The sequence below is a fragment of the Ktedonobacter racemifer DSM 44963 genome, assembly GCF_000178855.1.
Taxonomy (GTDB): Bacteria; Chloroflexota; Ktedonobacteria; order Ktedonobacterales; family Ktedonobacteraceae; genus Ktedonobacter; species Ktedonobacter racemifer.
Genome location: NZ_ADVG01000004.1, coordinates 2,428,294 through 2,446,686, shown reverse-complemented (window position 1 = coordinate 2,446,686; position 18,393 = coordinate 2,428,294). Strand labels below are relative to the sequence as shown.

Annotated in this window: 14 protein-coding genes; all 14 read right to left on the bottom strand. The window is 53.3% G+C overall.

Annotated features, from left to right (window positions below; genetic code table 11):
* Positions 1–26: 26 nt before the first annotated feature.
* Complete coding sequence (locus tag KRAC_RS77540; RefSeq protein ID WP_244422563.1) at positions 27–1,940, bottom strand: hypothetical protein; 1,914 nt, start codon at positions 1,938–1,940, stop codon at positions 27–29.
* A gap of 213 nt (positions 1,941–2,153) precedes the next feature.
* Positions 2,154–4,751, bottom strand: coding sequence for a hypothetical protein (locus tag KRAC_RS75025; protein ID WP_007921241.1), 2,598 nt, complete (start codon positions 4,749–4,751; stop codon positions 2,154–2,156).
* A gap of 144 nt (positions 4,752–4,895) precedes the next feature.
* Complete coding sequence (locus KRAC_RS68175) at positions 4,896–5,000, bottom strand: RICIN domain-containing protein (protein WP_075164598.1); 105 nt, start codon at positions 4,998–5,000, stop codon at positions 4,896–4,898.
* Between the two features lie 211 nt (positions 5,001–5,211).
* Positions 5,212–6,156 (bottom strand): carbohydrate ABC transporter permease, encoded by a 945-nt coding sequence (locus KRAC_RS52530; protein WP_007921240.1) that lies wholly within the window; start codon positions 6,154–6,156, stop codon positions 5,212–5,214.
* A gap of 4 nt (positions 6,157–6,160) precedes the next feature.
* A complete protein-coding gene (locus KRAC_RS52525; protein ID WP_007921239.1) occupies positions 6,161–7,096 on the bottom strand; it encodes a carbohydrate ABC transporter permease in 936 nt (311 codons plus the stop codon).
* Between the two features lie 159 nt (positions 7,097–7,255).
* Positions 7,256–8,584 carry an ABC transporter substrate-binding protein gene (locus KRAC_RS52520; RefSeq protein ID WP_007921238.1) on the bottom strand — a complete coding sequence of 443 codons (1,329 nt, stop codon included), beginning with the start codon at positions 8,582–8,584 and terminating at the stop codon, positions 7,256–7,258.
* Between the two features lie 231 nt (positions 8,585–8,815).
* A complete protein-coding gene (locus KRAC_RS52515; RefSeq protein WP_007921237.1) occupies positions 8,816–10,042 on the bottom strand; it encodes an ROK family protein in 1,227 nt (408 codons plus the stop codon).
* A gap of 1,128 nt (positions 10,043–11,170) precedes the next feature.
* Positions 11,171–12,142 carry a ring-cleaving dioxygenase gene (locus tag KRAC_RS52505; RefSeq protein WP_007921235.1) on the bottom strand — a complete coding sequence of 324 codons (972 nt, stop codon included), beginning with the start codon at positions 12,140–12,142 and terminating at the stop codon, positions 11,171–11,173.
* Between the two features lie 81 nt (positions 12,143–12,223).
* Positions 12,224–12,637: a MarR family winged helix-turn-helix transcriptional regulator gene (locus tag KRAC_RS52500; protein ID WP_007921234.1), complete on the bottom strand. Its 414-nt coding sequence runs from the start codon at positions 12,635–12,637 to the stop codon at positions 12,224–12,226.
* Positions 12,638–12,814: 177 nt separating this feature from the next.
* The gene (locus tag KRAC_RS52495; protein WP_007921233.1) at positions 12,815–13,825 is read right to left on the bottom strand and encodes a tagatose 1,6-diphosphate aldolase; all 1,011 of its coding nucleotides are present in this window, start codon (positions 13,823–13,825) and stop codon (positions 12,815–12,817) included.
* 52 nt (positions 13,826–13,877) lie between these two features.
* Positions 13,878–14,819 carry a 1-phosphofructokinase family hexose kinase gene (locus KRAC_RS52490; RefSeq protein ID WP_007921232.1) on the bottom strand — a complete coding sequence of 314 codons (942 nt, stop codon included), beginning with the start codon at positions 14,817–14,819 and terminating at the stop codon, positions 13,878–13,880.
* A 3-nt stretch (positions 14,820–14,822) separates the two neighbouring features.
* Positions 14,823–15,905 carry an SIS domain-containing protein gene (locus tag KRAC_RS52485; protein WP_007921231.1) on the bottom strand — a complete coding sequence of 361 codons (1,083 nt, stop codon included), beginning with the start codon at positions 15,903–15,905 and terminating at the stop codon, positions 14,823–14,825.
* Complete coding sequence (locus KRAC_RS52480) at positions 15,902–16,909, bottom strand: ROK family protein (RefSeq protein WP_007921230.1); 1,008 nt, start codon at positions 16,907–16,909, stop codon at positions 15,902–15,904. Before KRAC_RS52480 ends, KRAC_RS52485 begins: the two co-directional genes overlap by 4 nt.
* Before the next feature lie 24 nt (positions 16,910–16,933).
* Positions 16,934–18,184: a Gfo/Idh/MocA family protein gene (locus KRAC_RS52475; RefSeq protein ID WP_007921229.1), complete on the bottom strand. Its 1,251-nt coding sequence runs from the start codon at positions 18,182–18,184 to the stop codon at positions 16,934–16,936.
* Positions 18,185–18,393: the final 209 nt, after the last annotated feature.

The following is an 18,393-nucleotide window of genomic DNA, read 5'->3' as shown; positions in this document are numbered from 1 at the left end:
GGGTTCTTCTCTGTCAGTGCCTCAGGTCAACTGACCAGCCCCCAGCGGAATTGTTCCCAGGCCTGGACCTGGGTCGAGGTGGCATCCAGAGGGGTATTGGTCTGGTCGGTGCGCGCACTGACATAGTTGCTATTGGCCGCCGACTGTAAGGCAACCGTCCCATTGTTTTGCAGGATCCAGCTAAATTGCTCCCAGCCCTGCACCTGAGTGGCGCTGGCTTGCAGAGGCGCATTTGTTTGACTGATACGGGCGCTGACATAATTGTTATTGGCGTGTGAGCGCAAGGCAATCAGCCCGTTGCCTGCGTCGACCACATCAAACTGTTCCCATCCCTGCACCTGCGTCGCCGTGGCCAGTAGGGGAGTATTGGTCTGATCATTGTGGGCGCTCACGTAATTATTGTTGTTGGTCGCCTGGAGCCAGATCGTCTGACCAATAGGGGGAGTAGCCACTCCCCAGTTGAATTGCTCCCAGGCCTGGACCTGGGTCGAGGTGGCATCCAGAGGGGTATTGGTCTGGTCGGTGCGCGCACTCACATAATTGTTATTGGCCGCCGATTGTAAGGCAACGGTCCCATTGCTCTGCGGCACCCAACGGAACTGTTCCCACCCCTGCACCTGCGTCGCCGAAGCCTGCAGGGGCGCATTCGTCTGACTGATATGCGCACTCACATAATTGTTGTTGGCGTGGGATCGCAAGGCGATCAGCCCGTTGCCTGCATCAACCACGTCAAACTCTTCCCAGGCCTGTACCTGGGTTGAGGTGGCCTGTAGAGGGGTATTGGTCTGATCATTGCGTGCGCTGACAAAGTTGTTGTTATTTGTCGCCTGCAGCCAGATGGTTTTGCCAATGATGCTGGGTGGTGTGCCGGTTGGAGTAGGGGTTGGCGAAGAACTGCCGCTGGTGAAGGGTTTCCAGAGATTGGTAAATGCGTAGGTGCTCTGCGAGAGGCCATCGCAGGTATCCGAAGTAGGAGTAGTACTACCCGGGCACGAACCATTATCTCGTGAGACCGCCCAGAAAGCGAGTTCTCCAATGTGATTTGCCTGCGCGAAAGACAACACCTGGGACGCATTGCTCTGTGTAAAGATCTCGCCCGGAGTGTCGTTCTGACCAATCATCGCGGTGATCCCAACCATCGACCACAGTTGGCTGGAGGTCTTTGAGGGGAACATCTGCTGTAACTGGGCATGCAGGCCGTTTGCCGCATTGATCGCCTCCTGGCCCATCTGACTGTCAGGGCTCCCATAATCCATCGTCATCAGGTTAACCACGCTAAAGTTGACTCCCTTGGATACCGCGTCTTTGAGCAGATCCAGACTTCCTGTATGACCAGCAGGGGCCGGTTCCAGGCCGGTGGTGCCCGATGGTAGGGTAAAGGAGATGGTCAAGCCCGGATTGGCCTGCTGCAAAGCTGCCAGGGCCGCGTTGCGGCGCGTATAGGTGGTCGCGTCTCCTTCTTCCCCGCCTTCAATATCGAAATCCAGGTGTGACGCGCTGTACTGGTTAATTACCGCCTGGTACTGGGCCTGCAAACTGCTGGAACTGGTACAGGCCTGTGCCAGTTCCTGGCCGGATGCTCCCCCAAACGAGATGATCACGTCTCCGCCCTGGCTGCGAATGTAGGAAATATCGCTGGTCAACGTCGGCAAATCTGACGAAGTATTATTGATCGGAACATATCCATCCCAGACAGGACTACACCCACTGGCGGTAATAAAAGCCAGCGTGTAGTATTTCTGCCCGGTACTCTGGGTCACTGATTGCAAGGACGCGCCCACGCCGGTCTCGGCATAGGGAGCAAAGTAGTTGCTGGGCAAGGCCGAAGCCGCGTAGGCCCGGGGTATGCCTTTAGAGAAAATAGTTGTCGCTGCCACGATACCACTTAGCACCATAACACAGGAAAAGAAGAGAGCGAGGGCACGGGGAAATTTGCGCATAGCGATTCCTCCATGAATACTATGACAAAACACGACATTCAGGTTGAGAGAGCGATTGCTCACTCCATGCATACTCTCAAGGAATTTAGGCGTGAGGAAATCAGTCGGCAAAGACTGGCTCCCTCGTTGCCAAATGAAAGGCGTATTCATTTCCTTGGGGCTGCTGATATCATCCCAGAAATCAACAGCTCCATTCAGACTGTGCGATCCAGGCTAGGGATAGCTGACCAGGTCAGCGACGCTAGTGCTAGAGTTTGACGGACCTCCTGTATTGTTGATGATGTGAGTAATCGTACCAGTTCCGCCCAGCGAGACGGTCACCATATCGTGGAACTTGGCTCCTGGCGTGTTGGGAACTTCAAAGGAGTGATCCTCGGCCACGCTGGGGTTGACATTGAAGTAGCAGTAGCTGCCCAATCCCCAGGCTTCGTGACTGGTGACTGAGTTCGCCACCTTGTAGGCCGCGTAGCCGTTGGTGCTACCATTCATCCAAGCTGACTGCGTGGGGGGATCATAGGGCAGTTCGTTCTGGAAGAAGTAGGTCCGGCCGCCGTTGCCATTCCAGATGACCTGGTACTGCTGGTAATGCTCGACGAACAGGCCATACGCGGTCACGTTGTTGCCATTAACGATCAGGCCATTGGCGGCGGGATTGATGGTCCAGCCAACCGTGGCGTTGTTGTTGATGCCGTGGTCCGCGCGCCAGAGCCAGAGGTCATCGAGAATGACATCGTTGCTGTTGATCACCAGGCTCTGAGTGGCCAGCCCGGCTGTCGCGGTGCCACCGATCCTGATAAAGACATCACTGAGCAGTGTAGGATTGGCTGCGTGACTTTGTGAAGATCCACTTGGGCCAATCTGCAACAGAACCGGCGAGTTGACTGGGCCAGCATCGAAGAGCAATCCGGCGATGGTGACGCCATCGACATCAGCGACCGTCATGGGAATGACCCCGTTTTGCGGAACCAGCGTGGCCATGCCCAGGCCAAGCACTACCGTGTTCGCGCGCGTCACATTAATCGTGCCGTTGAGGGAGTAGATGCCGGGCGTGAAGAGCAGGTTTAACCCCTTTGAGAGCGCGTTGTTGAGGGTCGTCGCGGTATCGCTTGGCTGAGCAATATAGAACTGGCTGAGGGGGATGGAGGTGCCAGCAGGCGACCCACTGCCCCAACTCGTGCCCTGTGAGTTCGTCCTGAGGGCAGGTACAAAGACCTGGTAGTTGCCAGACTGGTCAATATACAGGAACGGCTTTTCTCTGATCACGGGTACCTGGCCAACTACAGTGTAGGGCGGGTTGGGGAAGCTTTGTCCCGGTGCGCCATTGACCCCCACAAAGACCATGTTCCAGTTGTAACCGGCCCAGCTTCCCAGTTGATCGTTCCTGGAGAGCCACTGCTGCTGCGTACCCGAGTTGACCTGACCGCTGACGTTGGTGTCGGCCAGGAAGCCGCCACTGGACCATCCACCATCATCCAGTTTCATATTCCCCTGTACATTCATGCGCCGGAAAGGCGCGGCCTGAGACACTGCCCAGACGTTGGTGCCAGTGGGAGGAATCACGGTCATGTTCTCGGCCCCGCGCCAGAAGTTACAGGTGGCATTGTGATTCGGCATCCAGTCAGCGGCGACGTGAACCGCGCCATTGATCGTCACATTGCCGGGCAGATAGCCCAGACCCAGTACCTGGGTGTAGAAGCCAAGGTTGACATCCACGTTGTAGGTGCCTGGCTTGAAGAGGAAGGCATAGCGATTCGAGCCAAATTGATTGCTTTGCTGCTGATTGAAGACCGAAGTCAAGGTGTTTTGAATCGTCGCGCTGGACATCGAGGGGTCAAAGATGTACACGTTGGGACCAAAGTTGGGCGACCCACCAGATCCGCCGACCAGCCCCCAGCGGAATTGTTCCCAGGCCTGGACCTGAGTTGAGGTGGCATCCAGAGGGGTATTGGTCTGGTCGGTGCGCGCACTGACATAGTTGCTATTGGCCGCCGACTGTAAGGCAACCGTCCCATTGTTTTGCAGGATCCAGCTAAATTGCTCCCAGCCCTGCACCTGAGTGGCGCTGGCTTGCAGAGGCGCATTTGTTTGACTGATACGGGCGCTGACATAATTGTTATTGGCGTGTGAGCGCAAGGCAATCAGCCCGTTGCCTGCGTCGACCACATCAAACTGTTCCCATCCCTGCACCTGCGTCGCCGTGGCCAGTAGGGGAGTATTGGTCTGATCATTGTGGGCGCTCACGTAATTATTGTTGTTGGTCGCCTGGAGCCAGATCGTCTGACCAATAGGGGGAGTAGCCACTCCCCAGTTGAATTGCTCCCAGGCCTGCACCTGGGTTGCCGTGGCATCCAGAGGGGTATTGGTCTGATCTGTGCGCGCACTCACATAATTGTTATTGGCCGCCGATTGTAAGGCAACGGTCCCATTGCTCTGCGGCAACCAGTTGAACTGTTCCCACCCCTGGACCTGAGTTGCGCTAGCCTGCAGGGGCACATTCGTCTGACTGATACGGGCGCTGACGTAATTGTTATTGGCGTGCGAGCGCAAGGCGACCAGCCCGTTGCCGGCATCAACCACGTCAAACTGTTCCCAGGCCTGGACCTGGGTCGAGGTGGCCAGTAGAGGGGTATTGGCCTGGTCGGTACGCGCACTGACAAAGTTGTTGTTATTGGTCGCCTGGAGCCAGATGGTCTGGCCGATGGGGGCAGAGGCCGCATATGCGGCATGTTGACCCATGACTTCGGGCAATACGCCCAGCGCACCTGCCATGGCGACAGAGCCGGCCAGGAAACGCCGCCGGGAAACTCTCATCGTGCATTCCTCCATGAATGACGTTAAATAAACTAGAAACCCACGTCTTTAGACCGGGGAGTAGTCACACTTGTTGCAGACTCCATTCCTGGTCAGTCTGACCACTTACCTCCGATCATTCAGCAGTGGTCGGAAGTGAGTGGATCAGTTGGTATCGTCAAGTACCTTGCCGCTGTAACGGTTGACGATAGAGTAATAGCCATCGTCCGTAGCGTTGAGGCTCCACTCCTGATTCGTTTGATCACTCACCTCCGATCATTGTTGAATAACTGTGCCATTACTCGTGGACCAGTTGGTACCACCAAGGGAAGTGTTGCGAAAATTATGAACTGAGAAAATATGTCGGATAATCACGGCATAACGAGCAATACATATTCCGCATCTTTTGCTGGCGAAACGCGATCAAGCATGCTTCGGTTTGCTGAGCTTTAAATTTTTGCAACACGACCAGGAAAGATCATTAGCCTTTAATGCTTCCCACCCCCAGTCCCCCGCGCCAGAAGCGTTGCAGGATAATACAACCAATCAGCAGAGGAATTGAGGAAAGCAATGATCCTGTTATGATCAGGTTATAGATTGTCTGGCCAGCGCTAGCGTTCGTGGCGGTCACATTCCAAGTCTGTAAGCCCACTGTAATAGGGAAGAGATTGGAATCATTGAGCATCACCAACGGCAGGAAATAGTTGTTCCAGATAGCCACAAATTGGAAAAGTAAGATCGTTACCAGCGCCGGGGCCATCAAATTAAGCGCGATCAGAAAGGTTGTGAACTCGTTTGCTCCATCCATGCGGGCAGCCTCCAGAAGTTCATCGGGCACAGCCGACGCCGCATAGATACGAGAGAGATACACCCCGAAAGGGCTAACAAGACTGGGCAAGAGTACCGACCAGTACGTATTGGTCAGTCCCACACTACTCATTAACAGGTAGAGCGGCAGAGCCAGGGTCGTTGCTGGCACCAGGATCGCCCCCAGAATGATAGAGAAGGTCAGGTTACGCCCACGGAAGGTATACTTGGCCAGGGCGTAGCCAGCCATGCTCGCGATAAACGTCCCAACTACGGCTCCCACGCCTGCATAGAGGAGGGTATTAAGTAGCCAGCGTGCATAGATTCCACCGTTGAAGGTAAAGAGTTGCTGTACATTGGCAAACAGATGGAAGTCAGGCGAGAACCAGAAGCCAAATGTACCGAACAAATCGGCCTGGCTTTTCGTCGAGGAGATCACCAACCAGAAAAAGGGTATCAGAAAGTAGACAGCAAAGGCGATCAAGAAGGTCATAACCCCAATGTTATTCAAGTTGAACTGACTGGGGCGTCGCCACTTGATGGTCACTGTTTTTTGAGCGAGAGGTATCGGCTCTGAAGAAATGCTTTGACTCATATTATCGGAAATGCTTTGGCTCATATCCTTATACTCCTGATTGTCGCTGGGTAATACGTAAGAAGCCGAAGGAAAGGACGCAGATAACGAGTGCCAACACAACTGAGAGCGCTGCGGCATAGTTGTAGTTGTTGTAGTTAAAAGCGGTATTGTATGCATACAATACAGGAGTGTATGAACTCGAAATGTTGTTGGAGATGGCCGAGAGTACCTGTGGTTCACCGAAGAGTTGGAGTGTCCCAATAATAGAGAAGATACAAGTCAAGATCAGGGTGGGGACGATCAGAGGAATTTTGATATGCCAGGCAACGTGCCATCCCGAGCTACCATCCATGCGAGCCGACTCGTAGATCTCAGAAGGAATAGCCTGGAGAGCGGCAAAAATGATGAGCATATTGTAGCCTGTATACGTCCAGGTAGCAATATTGGCAATAGACCAGAGGACGCTTCCTACACCCAAAAAATCCGGCCTCGGCAAGCCGAGCACTTGGACCCCTTTGACGATTGGACTAAGAGCCGGGTCATAGAGATAGCCCCACAACAGAGCAGCAATGATGCCTGGGATGGCATAGGGCACGAAGAAGGCCAGCCGAAAGAAAGGTTTGAAGCGTGCCGCCGCTGAATCCAGGAACAGCGCCAGGATGAGGGCCAAACCCAGCATCACTGGAACCTGCACGATGCCATATAGCAACACCCGACCCACTGAGGCAGTGAAATTGGGATCGTGCAAGACATCGGCAAAATTGGCCAGACCGCTGAAACTCACTGTAGCAGCACCTAATCCCAGACCACTGCGGTGGGACTGAAACATACTCTGATAGATTGCATAAATGAGTGGCGCAATAAAAAACAGGATGAAGAGCAACCCGAAGGGCAAGAGAAACAGATAGGGCACCAGCGTTCGAAGGCGCAAGGTCTGGCGTGGCTGGCGACGCGGACGGAGTGAGACTACTTCCAGAGCCATACAATATTCTCCTCGTTCAGATCACATCCATGAAACGTATGCAGGTTTTGCACCGACACATACAACCAACAAGCGTCCCAGAGGCCGCCGACGCGTTTCCAGAAGTGCCAATACCTGGAAACGCGTATTTGGCCTGGTAAGGCGTAGAGATACGCCTTGCTACGAACTGACGCTAAAGCCCTGCTTTTTCATGTCGTTTATTGTGCTCTGCTGGACTGCATTAAGCCCCTGACCCAATGTACTCTGGCCATTGACCGCGTTGGCAAAATTATCACCAATGTCGCTATAGACCTTCTCCATCGTTGGTCCCCACTGGAAACTGACGTCCACCTGCGTACTCGCTGTCTTAAAGAGGTCGAAGATCTTCTGGTCCCCAAAGAACGGGCGAGAACCGCTCAGCAAAGATGAATCTAAGAGAGGCTGGTAGGCAGGATAAAGCGCATTGCCCTTAATCTGTAACTCCATACTCCCCTGATTGGTATTGAACCATTGGGCGAATTCGGCGGCCTCTTTGGGATGCTGCGTGCTTTTGAACACTACATTGGAGGAACCACCCCAGTTGCCATCAACTTGCTGACCAGCCTCCCACTGTGGGATGGGGGCAACTCTCCAATCCCCAGCGGTCTTGGGAGCATTTTGCTCAATGATACCAGCTCCCCAGGGCGCGGTAATCCAGGTAGCAACTGCCCCGCTCTGCAAGTCGTGGAACCAGCCATCGGCGAAGTCCGGCTCGGTTTTGATGAGCTTTTTGTTGATCAGATCTTGCCAGTAAGAGGCGACCTGCTGGGCCTGAGGATTGTTAATGGATACTTTCCAGGACTGGCCATCGATGGTGAACATGCGCGCACCAGCCTGCCACTCCAGCCCGGTAAACCATCCTGGTTGCTTGGGAGGGAAGTCAGTGATAAAAGTATTGGGGGCGGCGGCATGCAATTTGGCCGCATCTTCAGCGTATTCCGCCCAGGTAGTGGGTACCGGGATATGATACTTTGTGAAGAGGTCGGCCCGATAGTACAGAGCCAGAGGACCAGTATCGCCAGGAATACCATAGATAGAGCCGCCAAGGGTATCCTGCTTCCAGGTCCAGGGGACAAACTTATCCTTCAGTGCTCCAGCTCCATAAGGAGCAAGGTCAACCAGCGCACCCGTCGTCTCAAACGTGGGCATGACCTGGAACTCGACCTGAGCAACATCGGGTTCGTTATTCGCTTTGATACCTGTAAATAGCTTGTCGTATTCAACCGGGCCTGAACCCACATTGCTGAATTTGACATGAATATTGGGATGAGTCTGGTTCCAGAGAGCAACCGCCTTATCGGCTCCAGTGATCCATGACCAGAAAGTTAAGTTCACCGGGCCGGTGGAGGTATCGCTTGAATTGCTGCCACCACAGGCAGCGAGAGGTCCTATGAGCGCGAGTATGATGCCCAACATGGCGAACTGTGACGCCAAATGGCGCATCCGAGGGGAAGAGGAGAAAAACTGCATTGTCCAATGCCTCCTACTTGCACATAAGAAAACGACAGCGTGATCTATGAAAAACACCCCACGATATCTGCTCCCTCGTTTCTGTCTCTAAGCTTGTTGTCACCTCCAGGGCAGTACACTAATAAAACTAGACATACGGACATAAGGGCCTATATTCATCAGGATATTCACGCTGGAGAGGCATAAGCGCACTCAAGCGTACAGAACTGATTCCAGATGAGGCCATATTCCTCATTTGAGGTAAGATGAATTGTGCCTTCCAGCAACCTCTAGAAACTGCTCCAGGGTAAACGCTGCGGCTCCCATAGCCACAGCATCTTGGCCCAGGCGGCTGAGTTCGATCCTGGTGGCTGAGAACAACCGTTTGAGAGCATAACGCTCGACAAACCGGTGCAATTCTGGGAGAATATACTCGCCAATTTCCAACCCAACCCACCCACCCAGGACAATGACTTGTGGGTTGAAAAGGTTAATGAGATTTGCGATACCAGCACCCAGATAGTGCGCGGTGTCTTTGAGCACGTCAATTGCAGCGCGTTCTCCATTACGAGCTGCCTCAACGATGGCAGCAATAATGCGCTCCTGATCGTTACTCTGAAGGAGTGAACTCTGCGGTGCCACCTCTCTCAATCGCTCAATAATGCCAGGGGCGCCGGCGTAGGCTTCAAGACAGCCATAACCACCACAGCGACACAAGCGCCCATTCAGCTCGATAGTTGTGTGTCCCCATTCCCCAGCATTATTGCTGACACCGCGGTACAGGGAATCATCAGCGATAATACCAGCCCCTATCCCCGTCCCTACCAGTAAAACAGCTAAATGCTCATACCATTGACCAGCCCCAAACAAACTCTCGGCCTGTGCCATGGCTTTCGCACCATTATCAAGGTAGATGGGCATAGGAAAATACGTTTCGAGAAGTGAGACGAGCGGCACACTCTGCCATCCCCAACTAGGTAAGTAGGCCACTATCTGTTCATCCCGTTCGACCAGGCCACCGACACCAATCCCCACACCAAGCACTTTCTCCAGTGTGATCCCAACTTCGGCCAATACAGCTTCTGCTCCTTGGCAAATAAATTGCACCGCCTGTTCTGGCCGATTCTCATCGAGAACCTGTGGATACGCTATGGAGCTTAGCTTGTGCAATGTTAAATCAAAGAGCTCAATCCTGATGAACGTCTCACCAATGTCGACACCAAGAAAATATCCGTAATGCGGATTGATGGTCAGAATGGAACGAGGTCGTCCTCCTTGTGATGCCTCGATACCAGACTCGATAACAATCCCTTCCTGAAGCAATTCGACAACCACATTAGTGATCGTCGCTGAGCTTAGACCAGAATATTGACTCAATTTCTGGCGGCTCATCGACTGCCCCAGATAGATTTGCCGAAGGATCGTAGAGCGGCTGATCTGTCGCACATCTGGTACAACGGAATTGCGTGTCCGCTTCATTGATCTCTCCACAAATAACAATTCTCCATTGTTTTAAGCCTCCAACCAGCACAATCCGGGGATGAAAATTACCTCCTTTGAAGCCAGTCCTTATTTCATTCTTTTGTTCATCTTTAAGGTATTTTTACTTATTTTAAATAATAAAATAAGGGTTGTCAAGGGATCAGAAATGATGTAGTTTCTGCTGAGTACACGCCCTGGTAGTGTCGCAAAAAAATTTAAAGCCCAACAAATTAAAAGCTCTGACACCACGCTCGATTGAAGAGGGCGCAAAGCGGTTATTCATCGATCACGAGAAGATGTCAGCACCCATACGATTGGAATTGGAGCAGTGAACACGTGTGTGAGCGAGGGCGACCCGCTGCTCCTCAGCCCTTTGGGGGAATTACCAAATTTTTGCATTATATAAATAATGTAATTATTTTGTTCAAAATAAATCCATTTGAAGGACATATGATCCTGGTCCACCTTTATCGTCTCAAAAGAAACGTTTGATTGTGTCGCAATATCTTCAAATATTCTTTTTGTCCATCACCGTAGCGTGTTACACGATTTTTTCGTTACTTACCGATAACGATGAGATGGGAGAACATAAGGGATGTGGCATGAGTCGTTGTGTCATCATCTATGAGGAACGCACGCTCACTCGCTTCATCTGGCTATGTTGCAAAAATACGAAGAGGAACACAAAGAACGATGAAACTCCGTTCTTTGTGTTCCTCTTCGTATTTTTGCAACATAGCCCATTTCCGAGCCTCACGACCAGCAGGAGCCGCTGGAGATCATTCTGATCTGGCGCCAAACCGTCATGCCTGACGCGATCGCACGCGAACAGGTTCTCTATGCCTTTCGTCAGGACTTCGAGGACCTCCTCCTCTGGAGCCACGCCCAGTACCATCACGGCACCATCTTTTTGCATACCTAGCGCGAAGGAGACGAGGAGAAGGGCCTCCCTGCTTGAGAGGAAAAAGAGGGATCGCCTTGTCTCCTTCGATCAAACGGCTATAAGAATATTAGGCTCACACTCCCCTGCTCCCTTGCCACTCCAAAACAGCACCACTTTCACTCCAGTGCAAATCCAACATCTACACCTGGCATTTTCACCCTCATCCCATACTCCCACGCTATTTAGCGGACGGAGGCAAGCTTAAAGGGGACGATGGGGCGAAGGTTCTCCTCGATCTCCTGGCGGTGTGGCTCCAGGAAGGGAGGAAGCGCGAGCTGCTCGCCCAGGTGCTCCAGGTCCTCATCGGTCGCAAAGCCCGGGCCATCGGTCGCGATCTCAAAGAGCACGCCGCCTGGCTCGCGGAAGTAGATCGAGTGAAAGTAGAAACGGTCAATAATCGATGAGATGTTACGAGTGTGCTTCCCAATGGTTTGAAACCACTGCTCTTGTTCCTCGTCGTCTGGCGTGCGGAATGCTACATGATGCACACCGCCGATGCCGGGTCGTCCGCCACGAGTACCTGGACGCACGTCAAGGTGTACTTCAGCACCGGCGCCACCGGGTCCCATCTCAAAGACAGAGACCGTGTTGCCCTCCTCGGACTGGTAGTTCTCGCCCTGGCGGAAACCCAGCGTCTCGGTGAGGAAGGAAGCCGTCGGCTCCAGGTCACGCTCGATCAGGGTCACGGCGTAAAAGCCCTGAATGGCCATCTCAGCCGGGATGGGACTCTGCTTCCAGTAGGTACTCTGGAGTTGTCCTTGGGCATCCACCAACTCTAAACGTTGCCCCTCGGGATCCTGGAAAGGCAATACCGTGCGTTCATTGCGAACCTGGATGCCCTCATGAGAAATCTTAAAGCTGTCAAAGCGCTGTACCCACCAGTCAAGTGCCTCGCGACTATTGACACCGAGCGCGATGGTAGCAACCGTGCCCGCACCCTCGCGGTTGGGGCCAGCCGAGGGCCAGTCAAAGAATGTCAGGTCGAAGCCAGGTTTGCCAGTTTCATCTCCGTAGAAAAGGTGATAGGCGCTAACATCATCCTGATTGACGGTCTTTTTGACGAGACGCATGCCTAAGATGTCCGTATAAAAGGCGACATTGAGCGAGGCATTGCCAGTAATGGCCGTGATATGATGCAAACCACCAAGTTGCATAACGTGTTTCCCTTCTTGCTCTAGTGAACTTCTCTATCTCTATTCAAAAGGTTTAGCACTAAACCCTCAACATAAAAAAATTTAGCGGAGCGTGTACTCCAGTTTACGCAGGAGGTGCTGAAGCTGTCCCAGTTCAGATGGACTCACACCGCTCATCAAGCGCGCAATCAACTCCTCGTGTGCGGGGACCACACGATCATAGAGCTCCTGGCCCTTGGCGGTGAGGAATAGTGTGTTGCTCCGTCGTTCCTGATAACGCTTAAGCAAGCCCATTTCTTCCATGCGATTGAGCAGGAGGGAGATATTGCCCTTGGTGACGAGCAGGCTATCGGCCAGCTCCTGTTGCGTTATCCCTTTATGCGTACCCACACGTGCCAGAACATCGAACTGGGCAACGTTCAAATTCCAGGAGCGCAGATGTATCGTCTGTGCGCGATCAATCCGCTGAAAAACGCGGAACAGGCGCAACCAGGCAAGCACCGCTGAACCAGGCATCTCGCTACCTCCTCTTTCTTTTGCTTATGGACAGTTTAGCACTAAACTCCAAAGATGTCAAGCGCAAGAGGAGTGTAGATTTTGTTTTTGCATAAGAACTATCGAGGGATCAGTATGGATTTTGCTCCTCTTCACCAAAAACTGGCCCCCGTGCTTCTGCCGAAGGGTATCTGACACTTAATCGGTGACTTCGATAGCTTCCAGGCCGCCGTAAATGGTGTGCCAGGGCCTGGCACACTGGCTCAGCACTGCGTTGAGGGCCTGCACATTCTGTACGCCTTGTTCCTGCAACCACTCTTCCAGCGCTGCTTCACCGTCGTTGACGAAGACTGGGATGCCGCCTTTCCAGGTTGCACGACCACAAAGGACACCACTGAAAGGAACATTAGCCTCGGCTGCCAGTTCTAGTTGCTCGCGAAAAACAGTATCATCCACACCGCCACTTAAGAAGAGAAACGGGAGTTTGCTGGTTGCTGCGAGAGCCTGGAAATGCTCTCTGGCTTCCTGCCAATCATAGGCGACTTCCTTGCCTTTGAAGCTGTGGCTGCCAGCTAAATAGGCGCTGTTGATCGGAATCTCGACCTTCAACATATCAACACCGTAACGTGGCCGTGAAAACTCTTCAATGATCGAGCGGACATAGCCAGGCTTTAAACAAGCAAACTCAAAGCTTTGCTCAGGGTGCAGGTTATCATAGGCCAGTGGCTCAAGGAAGAAGGGGATATCAAGCGCCCTGCACTCATCGCCTACGCGTTCGACAAAAGCCTGTTTGATCTCGTTTATCCATCCCGCGTCGGCAGGGTTATAGTAGAGGAGAATTTTGACCGCGTCGGTCCCCACTTCAACGAGCCGACGCGCGCTCCAGTTCGGAAGGAGATGCGGCAAACGCCCTACTACCTGGGGATCATAGCCAGTGACTTCATAGGAGAGGAGCGCTCCTCGGCCCGGCGCACGCTCTTGCAAGGCAGGTAGGCCATATTCAGGGTCAAGCAGGATTGCGCTTGCATAGCGCGTCAAAACCTGCGAAACCTTGCGCTTAAAGGTCGTAATCGCCTCTGGTGTGCCACTTCCCTCAACCAGTTTCTCCATACTCTTCTTGAGTGAGTTACGTTGGTCCATGGCGACGGCGGCTATGATGCCATCCGCATTGGTACAGGCTTGTAGATGCTCAAATTTTCCGCGACTCATCTGTATCTTTCCCACTGCATATCTTCTTTCTATACATGAGCGGAGATGTTTGCTAGCTGGTCAGTGACAGGGCCTGGATACCTGGTAACAGCGTCTCGATATCATAAAGATTCAGGCGGCCAGCCCCTATTTGCAGGGTATTTGCGGCCCCTGCTGCGACCCCCAGGCGGGCTGATTGGATTAATCCCTGGCCACGCATGAGCCCGGCAGCGATACCCGCCAGGAGACAGTCGCCGCTTCCTGTTGAGGAGATGGCAGATATAGTAGGTGCTATCCAACCAAAGCGCTGACCCTCGGCTGTACAGCCCACAACGCCAGTTTTCCCGAGTGAGATAATGACCTCCTGCGCGCCTCGCCTCTGTAGTTCGACGGTCCCTGCCACCGCCTGGAAGAGATCCGTAAGCGGATAACCAAGCAGTTCCCCGGCTTCGAACTGGTTCAGCTTAAGCAGGGCGGGGCGATATGCCAGGGCAGCGGGAAGCTGTGCGCCATGAGTATCTAGCAGGACAGGCACTGAAGCGATTCTGGCCTGTTGGAGAAGCATGAGGAGGGCATCCTCTGGCACGCCTGGCGGGAAACTGCCGCTTATTACCAGGGAGGTTGCTCGCGGGAGCGCGCTCATGACCCTGCGTACCACGGCCTCCCATTCAGCCTCGCTCAGTGACGCTCCCTGCTCATAGATCTCGGTCAGGCGGTAGTCTGCCGCGGGATCAACAATAGTCAGGCACGTACGCAACTCGGCGTTAACCTCCTGCATATCAATCTCAAGCCCCTCCTGGCGAGCCAGGGCCAACAAGTGTTTCCCAGCATAGCCCCCCACTGGACCTATGACCAGCTCCTGAACTCCCAGAGTGCGTAGCGCCCTGGCAACATTAAAGCCTTTTCCACCTGCCTGGATGATGACTTCTCCGGCACGGTGAATGTTACCCAACTTGAAATCGGGCAAGACAATCGTCTTATCAAGCGCAGGATTAGGCACGACGGTCACAATCATCTCTTACCTCTCCGCGTCAAGCACAATGACTGCCGTCAGGTTATGGGGATGATCAGGATGTTGACCATTGATTCTGGCCCGGTAGTAGCCGAGAAGCTGTAACAACGGCAGATACAGGACCGCGCGGTTGTTCTCCGCCAGACCCGAACTGAAGTTGATCTGAAAGTCAGCGGCTTCTGTGGGAACGTGGTCTTCAGAGAGCACCAGTGTTCTACCACCCAGGGCGCGCATCTCACGTAGCACTGCTAGTTCGTGGGCGCTGGCTGTATCCGAGAGCAAGCCCACCACTAGCGTATGCTCGTTGACCATCGACATAGGACCATGACGGAACTCCATGAAGTGGAATGCCTCAGAGACAGAGAGCGACATCTCCTTCATCTTGAGATTGAGCTCAGAGGCCAGGCCATATTGTAGGCCCGAACCCAGGAAGTAAAAACGCTCAAATTGTGCATCACTCCCAAGCTGTTTGGCCAGATCGTGATAAGCATCAATCAAGCGTTTCCCCAGTTCTGGCAAGTTGCGCATCGCCTGAAAGTGAGCGTTATGAGCCAGGGCAATCGCGGCCTGGGCGGCTAGCAGCATGGCGCTAAAGGAGCGCGTTTGTACAACACTTTGCTCTTGCCCTTCTGGAATCACCAGCGCCAGGTCGCTCAGGGCCACCAGCTCTGCTTCAGGATAACAGCCAATGGTGATGACTGGTCCACCATAGCGCTGCTCAAACATCCTGGTCGCGCGAATGGTCTCTGTGGTCTGACCAGAGCGTGAGATCGTAAATAGAAGTGGATGGCTACCTGGCGCGATGACGGTTTCGGGAAAGAGCAATAGCTCTGAGGCGGGTACAGGACGTGCTCGTATGCCTAGCTGGCGCTGAAGCAGAGGCGCAACAGCCTGTGAGAGATAGTGCGTTGAGCCGCATCCCGTGACGACTATGTCAGTATAATCCTTCGATTTCCAGAGAACCTGAATGGCCTCCTGGTTCGCTGCGACCACATCCAGAGCAGCCTGCCAGGCAAGTGGCTGGGTCAAAATTTCACGCAGTGTGTGCGTCTCGTAGTGATCTGGAACCAACTGTTCTGTATTGTTCACGATAGAAGACTCCTTGTTTTTGATTCAGCTATAGCCAGGGCGGCCGCGCCAGCAATACCGGCGTCACTCTGTAAGCTGGCCAGGCGAACCGCCTCCTGACTGAACATTTTACGGAAAACAGGGGCCTGTTGCATCCAATAGGTGAGCCCCGCACGCATAGCCTCGATTAGTGGGCTTCCCTTCGCAGCCAGTCCTCCACCGAGAATAACTATCTGCGGATCAAAGTTCATTGCCAGCAGGTAGATACTATATGCCAGGTGTTGCCCAGCTTCATGTAAGATCTGTTCCGCGAGCGCATCACCCCTGGTCGCGGCCGCGAAGACATGTTCAGCCCGCAGTCCTGTCCCCGCTGATTCTTGCAAAAATCCGGCTAAAAGAGACGCCTTCCCTTGTTGAAGCTCGTCCTCGGCCCTGCGAGCCAGGGCTGGACCCGCCGCCAATGCCTCCAGACATCCCCTGGCGCCACAGCGACAAAGGGGGCCAGCAGGGTCAAAAACCACATGACCTATCTCTCCCGCCATGCCATGGGTACCGCGAAAGAGCTGTCCATGAATGATCGTGCGGGCGGCAATTCCAGTGCCCAGGCTAAGATAGACAACATTCTCCAGCCCCTTACCAACACCGTAGAAGCTCTCTCCCAGGGCCGCGACACTCACATCATTCTCGATGAAGCAAGGAAGCTGCAATTCCTGCTCGAGCCAGGTCTTCACCGCCACATCCCGCCAGCCAAGATTGACTGAAAGTTGGCAGACACCCTGTAGTGGATCAACTATGCCTGGAATACCCAGGCCAATGGCCTTGATGCGTTGCGAAGATCCCTGTGTAGTCTGGATAGTGCTTCTAATACCAGAAGCAATGCTCTGTAGCGTATGCTCCACGCTCCTGATATCAGTCGGAAGCTTGACGTGGCCAGAAACTTGCCCCTGTGCATTCACTACACCGGCGGCAATCTTCGTACCACCAACATCGACGCCGACGACAAGCGCGTCTTCTTCAAGCTGCATATACATCCCTCTCTCTAGCCAGGGCTAGTATGTTAGTTGGATACTATGTTTCTCACGCCGTGCCTGCTCGGCGGCAAAGACGGTGAGATGGGTTTCCAATGACTCTTCGGGGCCAGAGAGAATGAGGCTGGAGTCACGCCGGGCAACGGCCTCCACAAAGCTCTTCATCGCTCCATAGTCACCACCGCCATGCCCATTATCACCCGCCAGGTGTTCTCCCTCATATGTGGCTGTCTGCTCGGTCAGGAAATCATGGTGGACAATGTGCCTGCTATTGCCACGCAGCTCACCACGTGTGCCAAAGATGGTGGTCTCACGCTCTCTGGACTCAGTTGTAGCGATCATAGTAAACGACGCGGTTGCACCATTCTCATACTCCAGATTAACAACCTGGTGATCAACAACGTCGTTGTCGCATTCGTAAACACAACGACCGTAGGGACCATTGCGTAGAGCGGCCTCGACACCTGCTGCGGAAATATCGGTTGTAATCACATCAAGCGGCCAGCCAGACTTTCCTTCGCGTAGCCGTCCGTTATAGAAACGCGTCGCGGAATAGGGACATTCGGACTCATAGGCACAATCGAGACAGCGCATAGCATCCCCTGCTGCCACGGGTTTATTCTCCTTGCGGAAGTGTAGCAGGGAACCATAGGAGGAGACCTGGACGCAACGGCTTCCTACAATATAGCGCAGCCAATCGATATCATGGCAGGATTTAGCGAGCAGCATAAATGACGACTCGGCTTCGTTACGCCAGTTGCCACGCACAAATGAGTGAGCATAGTGCCAGTAACCCACCGGCTCCAGGTGCTGAACACTGACAATATCACCGATCAGGCCTGAAGTGACTAGTTCCTTGAGGCGCCGAGTATAGGTTGTATAGCGCAGAACATGGCAGACCGCAAAAATACTCTTATTGGCCGAGATTGCATCTACAATCTGCTGGCAACTCTCTGGATCAGGAGCCATGGGCTTCTCCAGCAAAATATCATATCCCTGGTTCGCAAAGGCAACGGCCGGATCTCTATGTTGAGCATCGGGAGTCGTGATTACCACCGCATCGGCGAATTTGGGCCGAGACGCCAATTCTTGCCAATCCGTAACAACGTTCTCTGGCGCGATATCATGCGCCTGCGCCATGCGCCTGCGAAAAAACTCTCGTGGCTCAGCCACGCCGATAACTCTCACCTGATCGGGATGTGCCAGTGCATAGCGAGCATAGACCTTTCCTCGATTACCAGCACCAATAATCAGCAATGTAACAGGAGACATCTCATAAATCCTTTCCGGCACGATACGTTGCAAATAAAATATGATTGAAACATATGGGATATGATCAATATTTGATCGTTATTTTTCGAATATAGCATTGAGCCCATCCTTTGTCAAGGTAAAAAATGGGATAAAAAGCAGATTTCGTTTGTATTCTTGACAGGAATAAGGGTGAATCTCTATACTTTCAATCAAAGATGATCATATCC

Coding starts and splice junctions, on each gene's coding strand:
- KRAC_RS77540 (WP_244422563.1), bottom strand. CDS start 1,940: ATGCGCAAATTTCCCCGTGCCCTCGCTCTCTTCTTTTCCTGTGTTATG.
- KRAC_RS75025 (WP_007921241.1), bottom strand. CDS start 4,751: ATGAGAGTTTCCCGGCGGCGTTTCCTGGCCGGCTCTGTCGCCATGGCA.
- KRAC_RS52530 (WP_007921240.1), bottom strand. CDS start 6,156: ATGAGCCAAAGCATTTCCGATAATATGAGTCAAAGCATTTCTTCAGAG.
- KRAC_RS52525 (WP_007921239.1), bottom strand. CDS start 7,096: ATGGCTCTGGAAGTAGTCTCACTCCGTCCGCGTCGCCAGCCACGCCAG.
- KRAC_RS52520 (WP_007921238.1), bottom strand. CDS start 8,584: ATGCAGTTTTTCTCCTCTTCCCCTCGGATGCGCCATTTGGCGTCACAG.
- KRAC_RS52515 (WP_007921237.1), bottom strand. CDS start 10,042: ATGAAGCGGACACGCAATTCCGTTGTACCAGATGTGCGACAGATCAGC.
- KRAC_RS52505 (WP_007921235.1), bottom strand. CDS start 12,142: ATGCAACTTGGTGGTTTGCATCATATCACGGCCATTACTGGCAATGCC.
- KRAC_RS52500 (WP_007921234.1), bottom strand. CDS start 12,637: ATGCCTGGTTCAGCGGTGCTTGCCTGGTTGCGCCTGTTCCGCGTTTTT.
- KRAC_RS52495 (WP_007921233.1), bottom strand. CDS start 13,825: ATGAGTCGCGGAAAATTTGAGCATCTACAAGCCTGTACCAATGCGGAT.
- KRAC_RS52490 (WP_007921232.1), bottom strand. CDS start 14,819: ATGATTGTGACCGTCGTGCCTAATCCTGCGCTTGATAAGACGATTGTC.
- KRAC_RS52480 (WP_007921230.1), bottom strand. CDS start 16,909: ATGCAGCTTGAAGAAGACGCGCTTGTCGTCGGCGTCGATGTTGGTGGT.
- KRAC_RS52475 (WP_007921229.1), bottom strand. CDS start 18,184: ATGTCTCCTGTTACATTGCTGATTATTGGTGCTGGTAATCGAGGAAAG.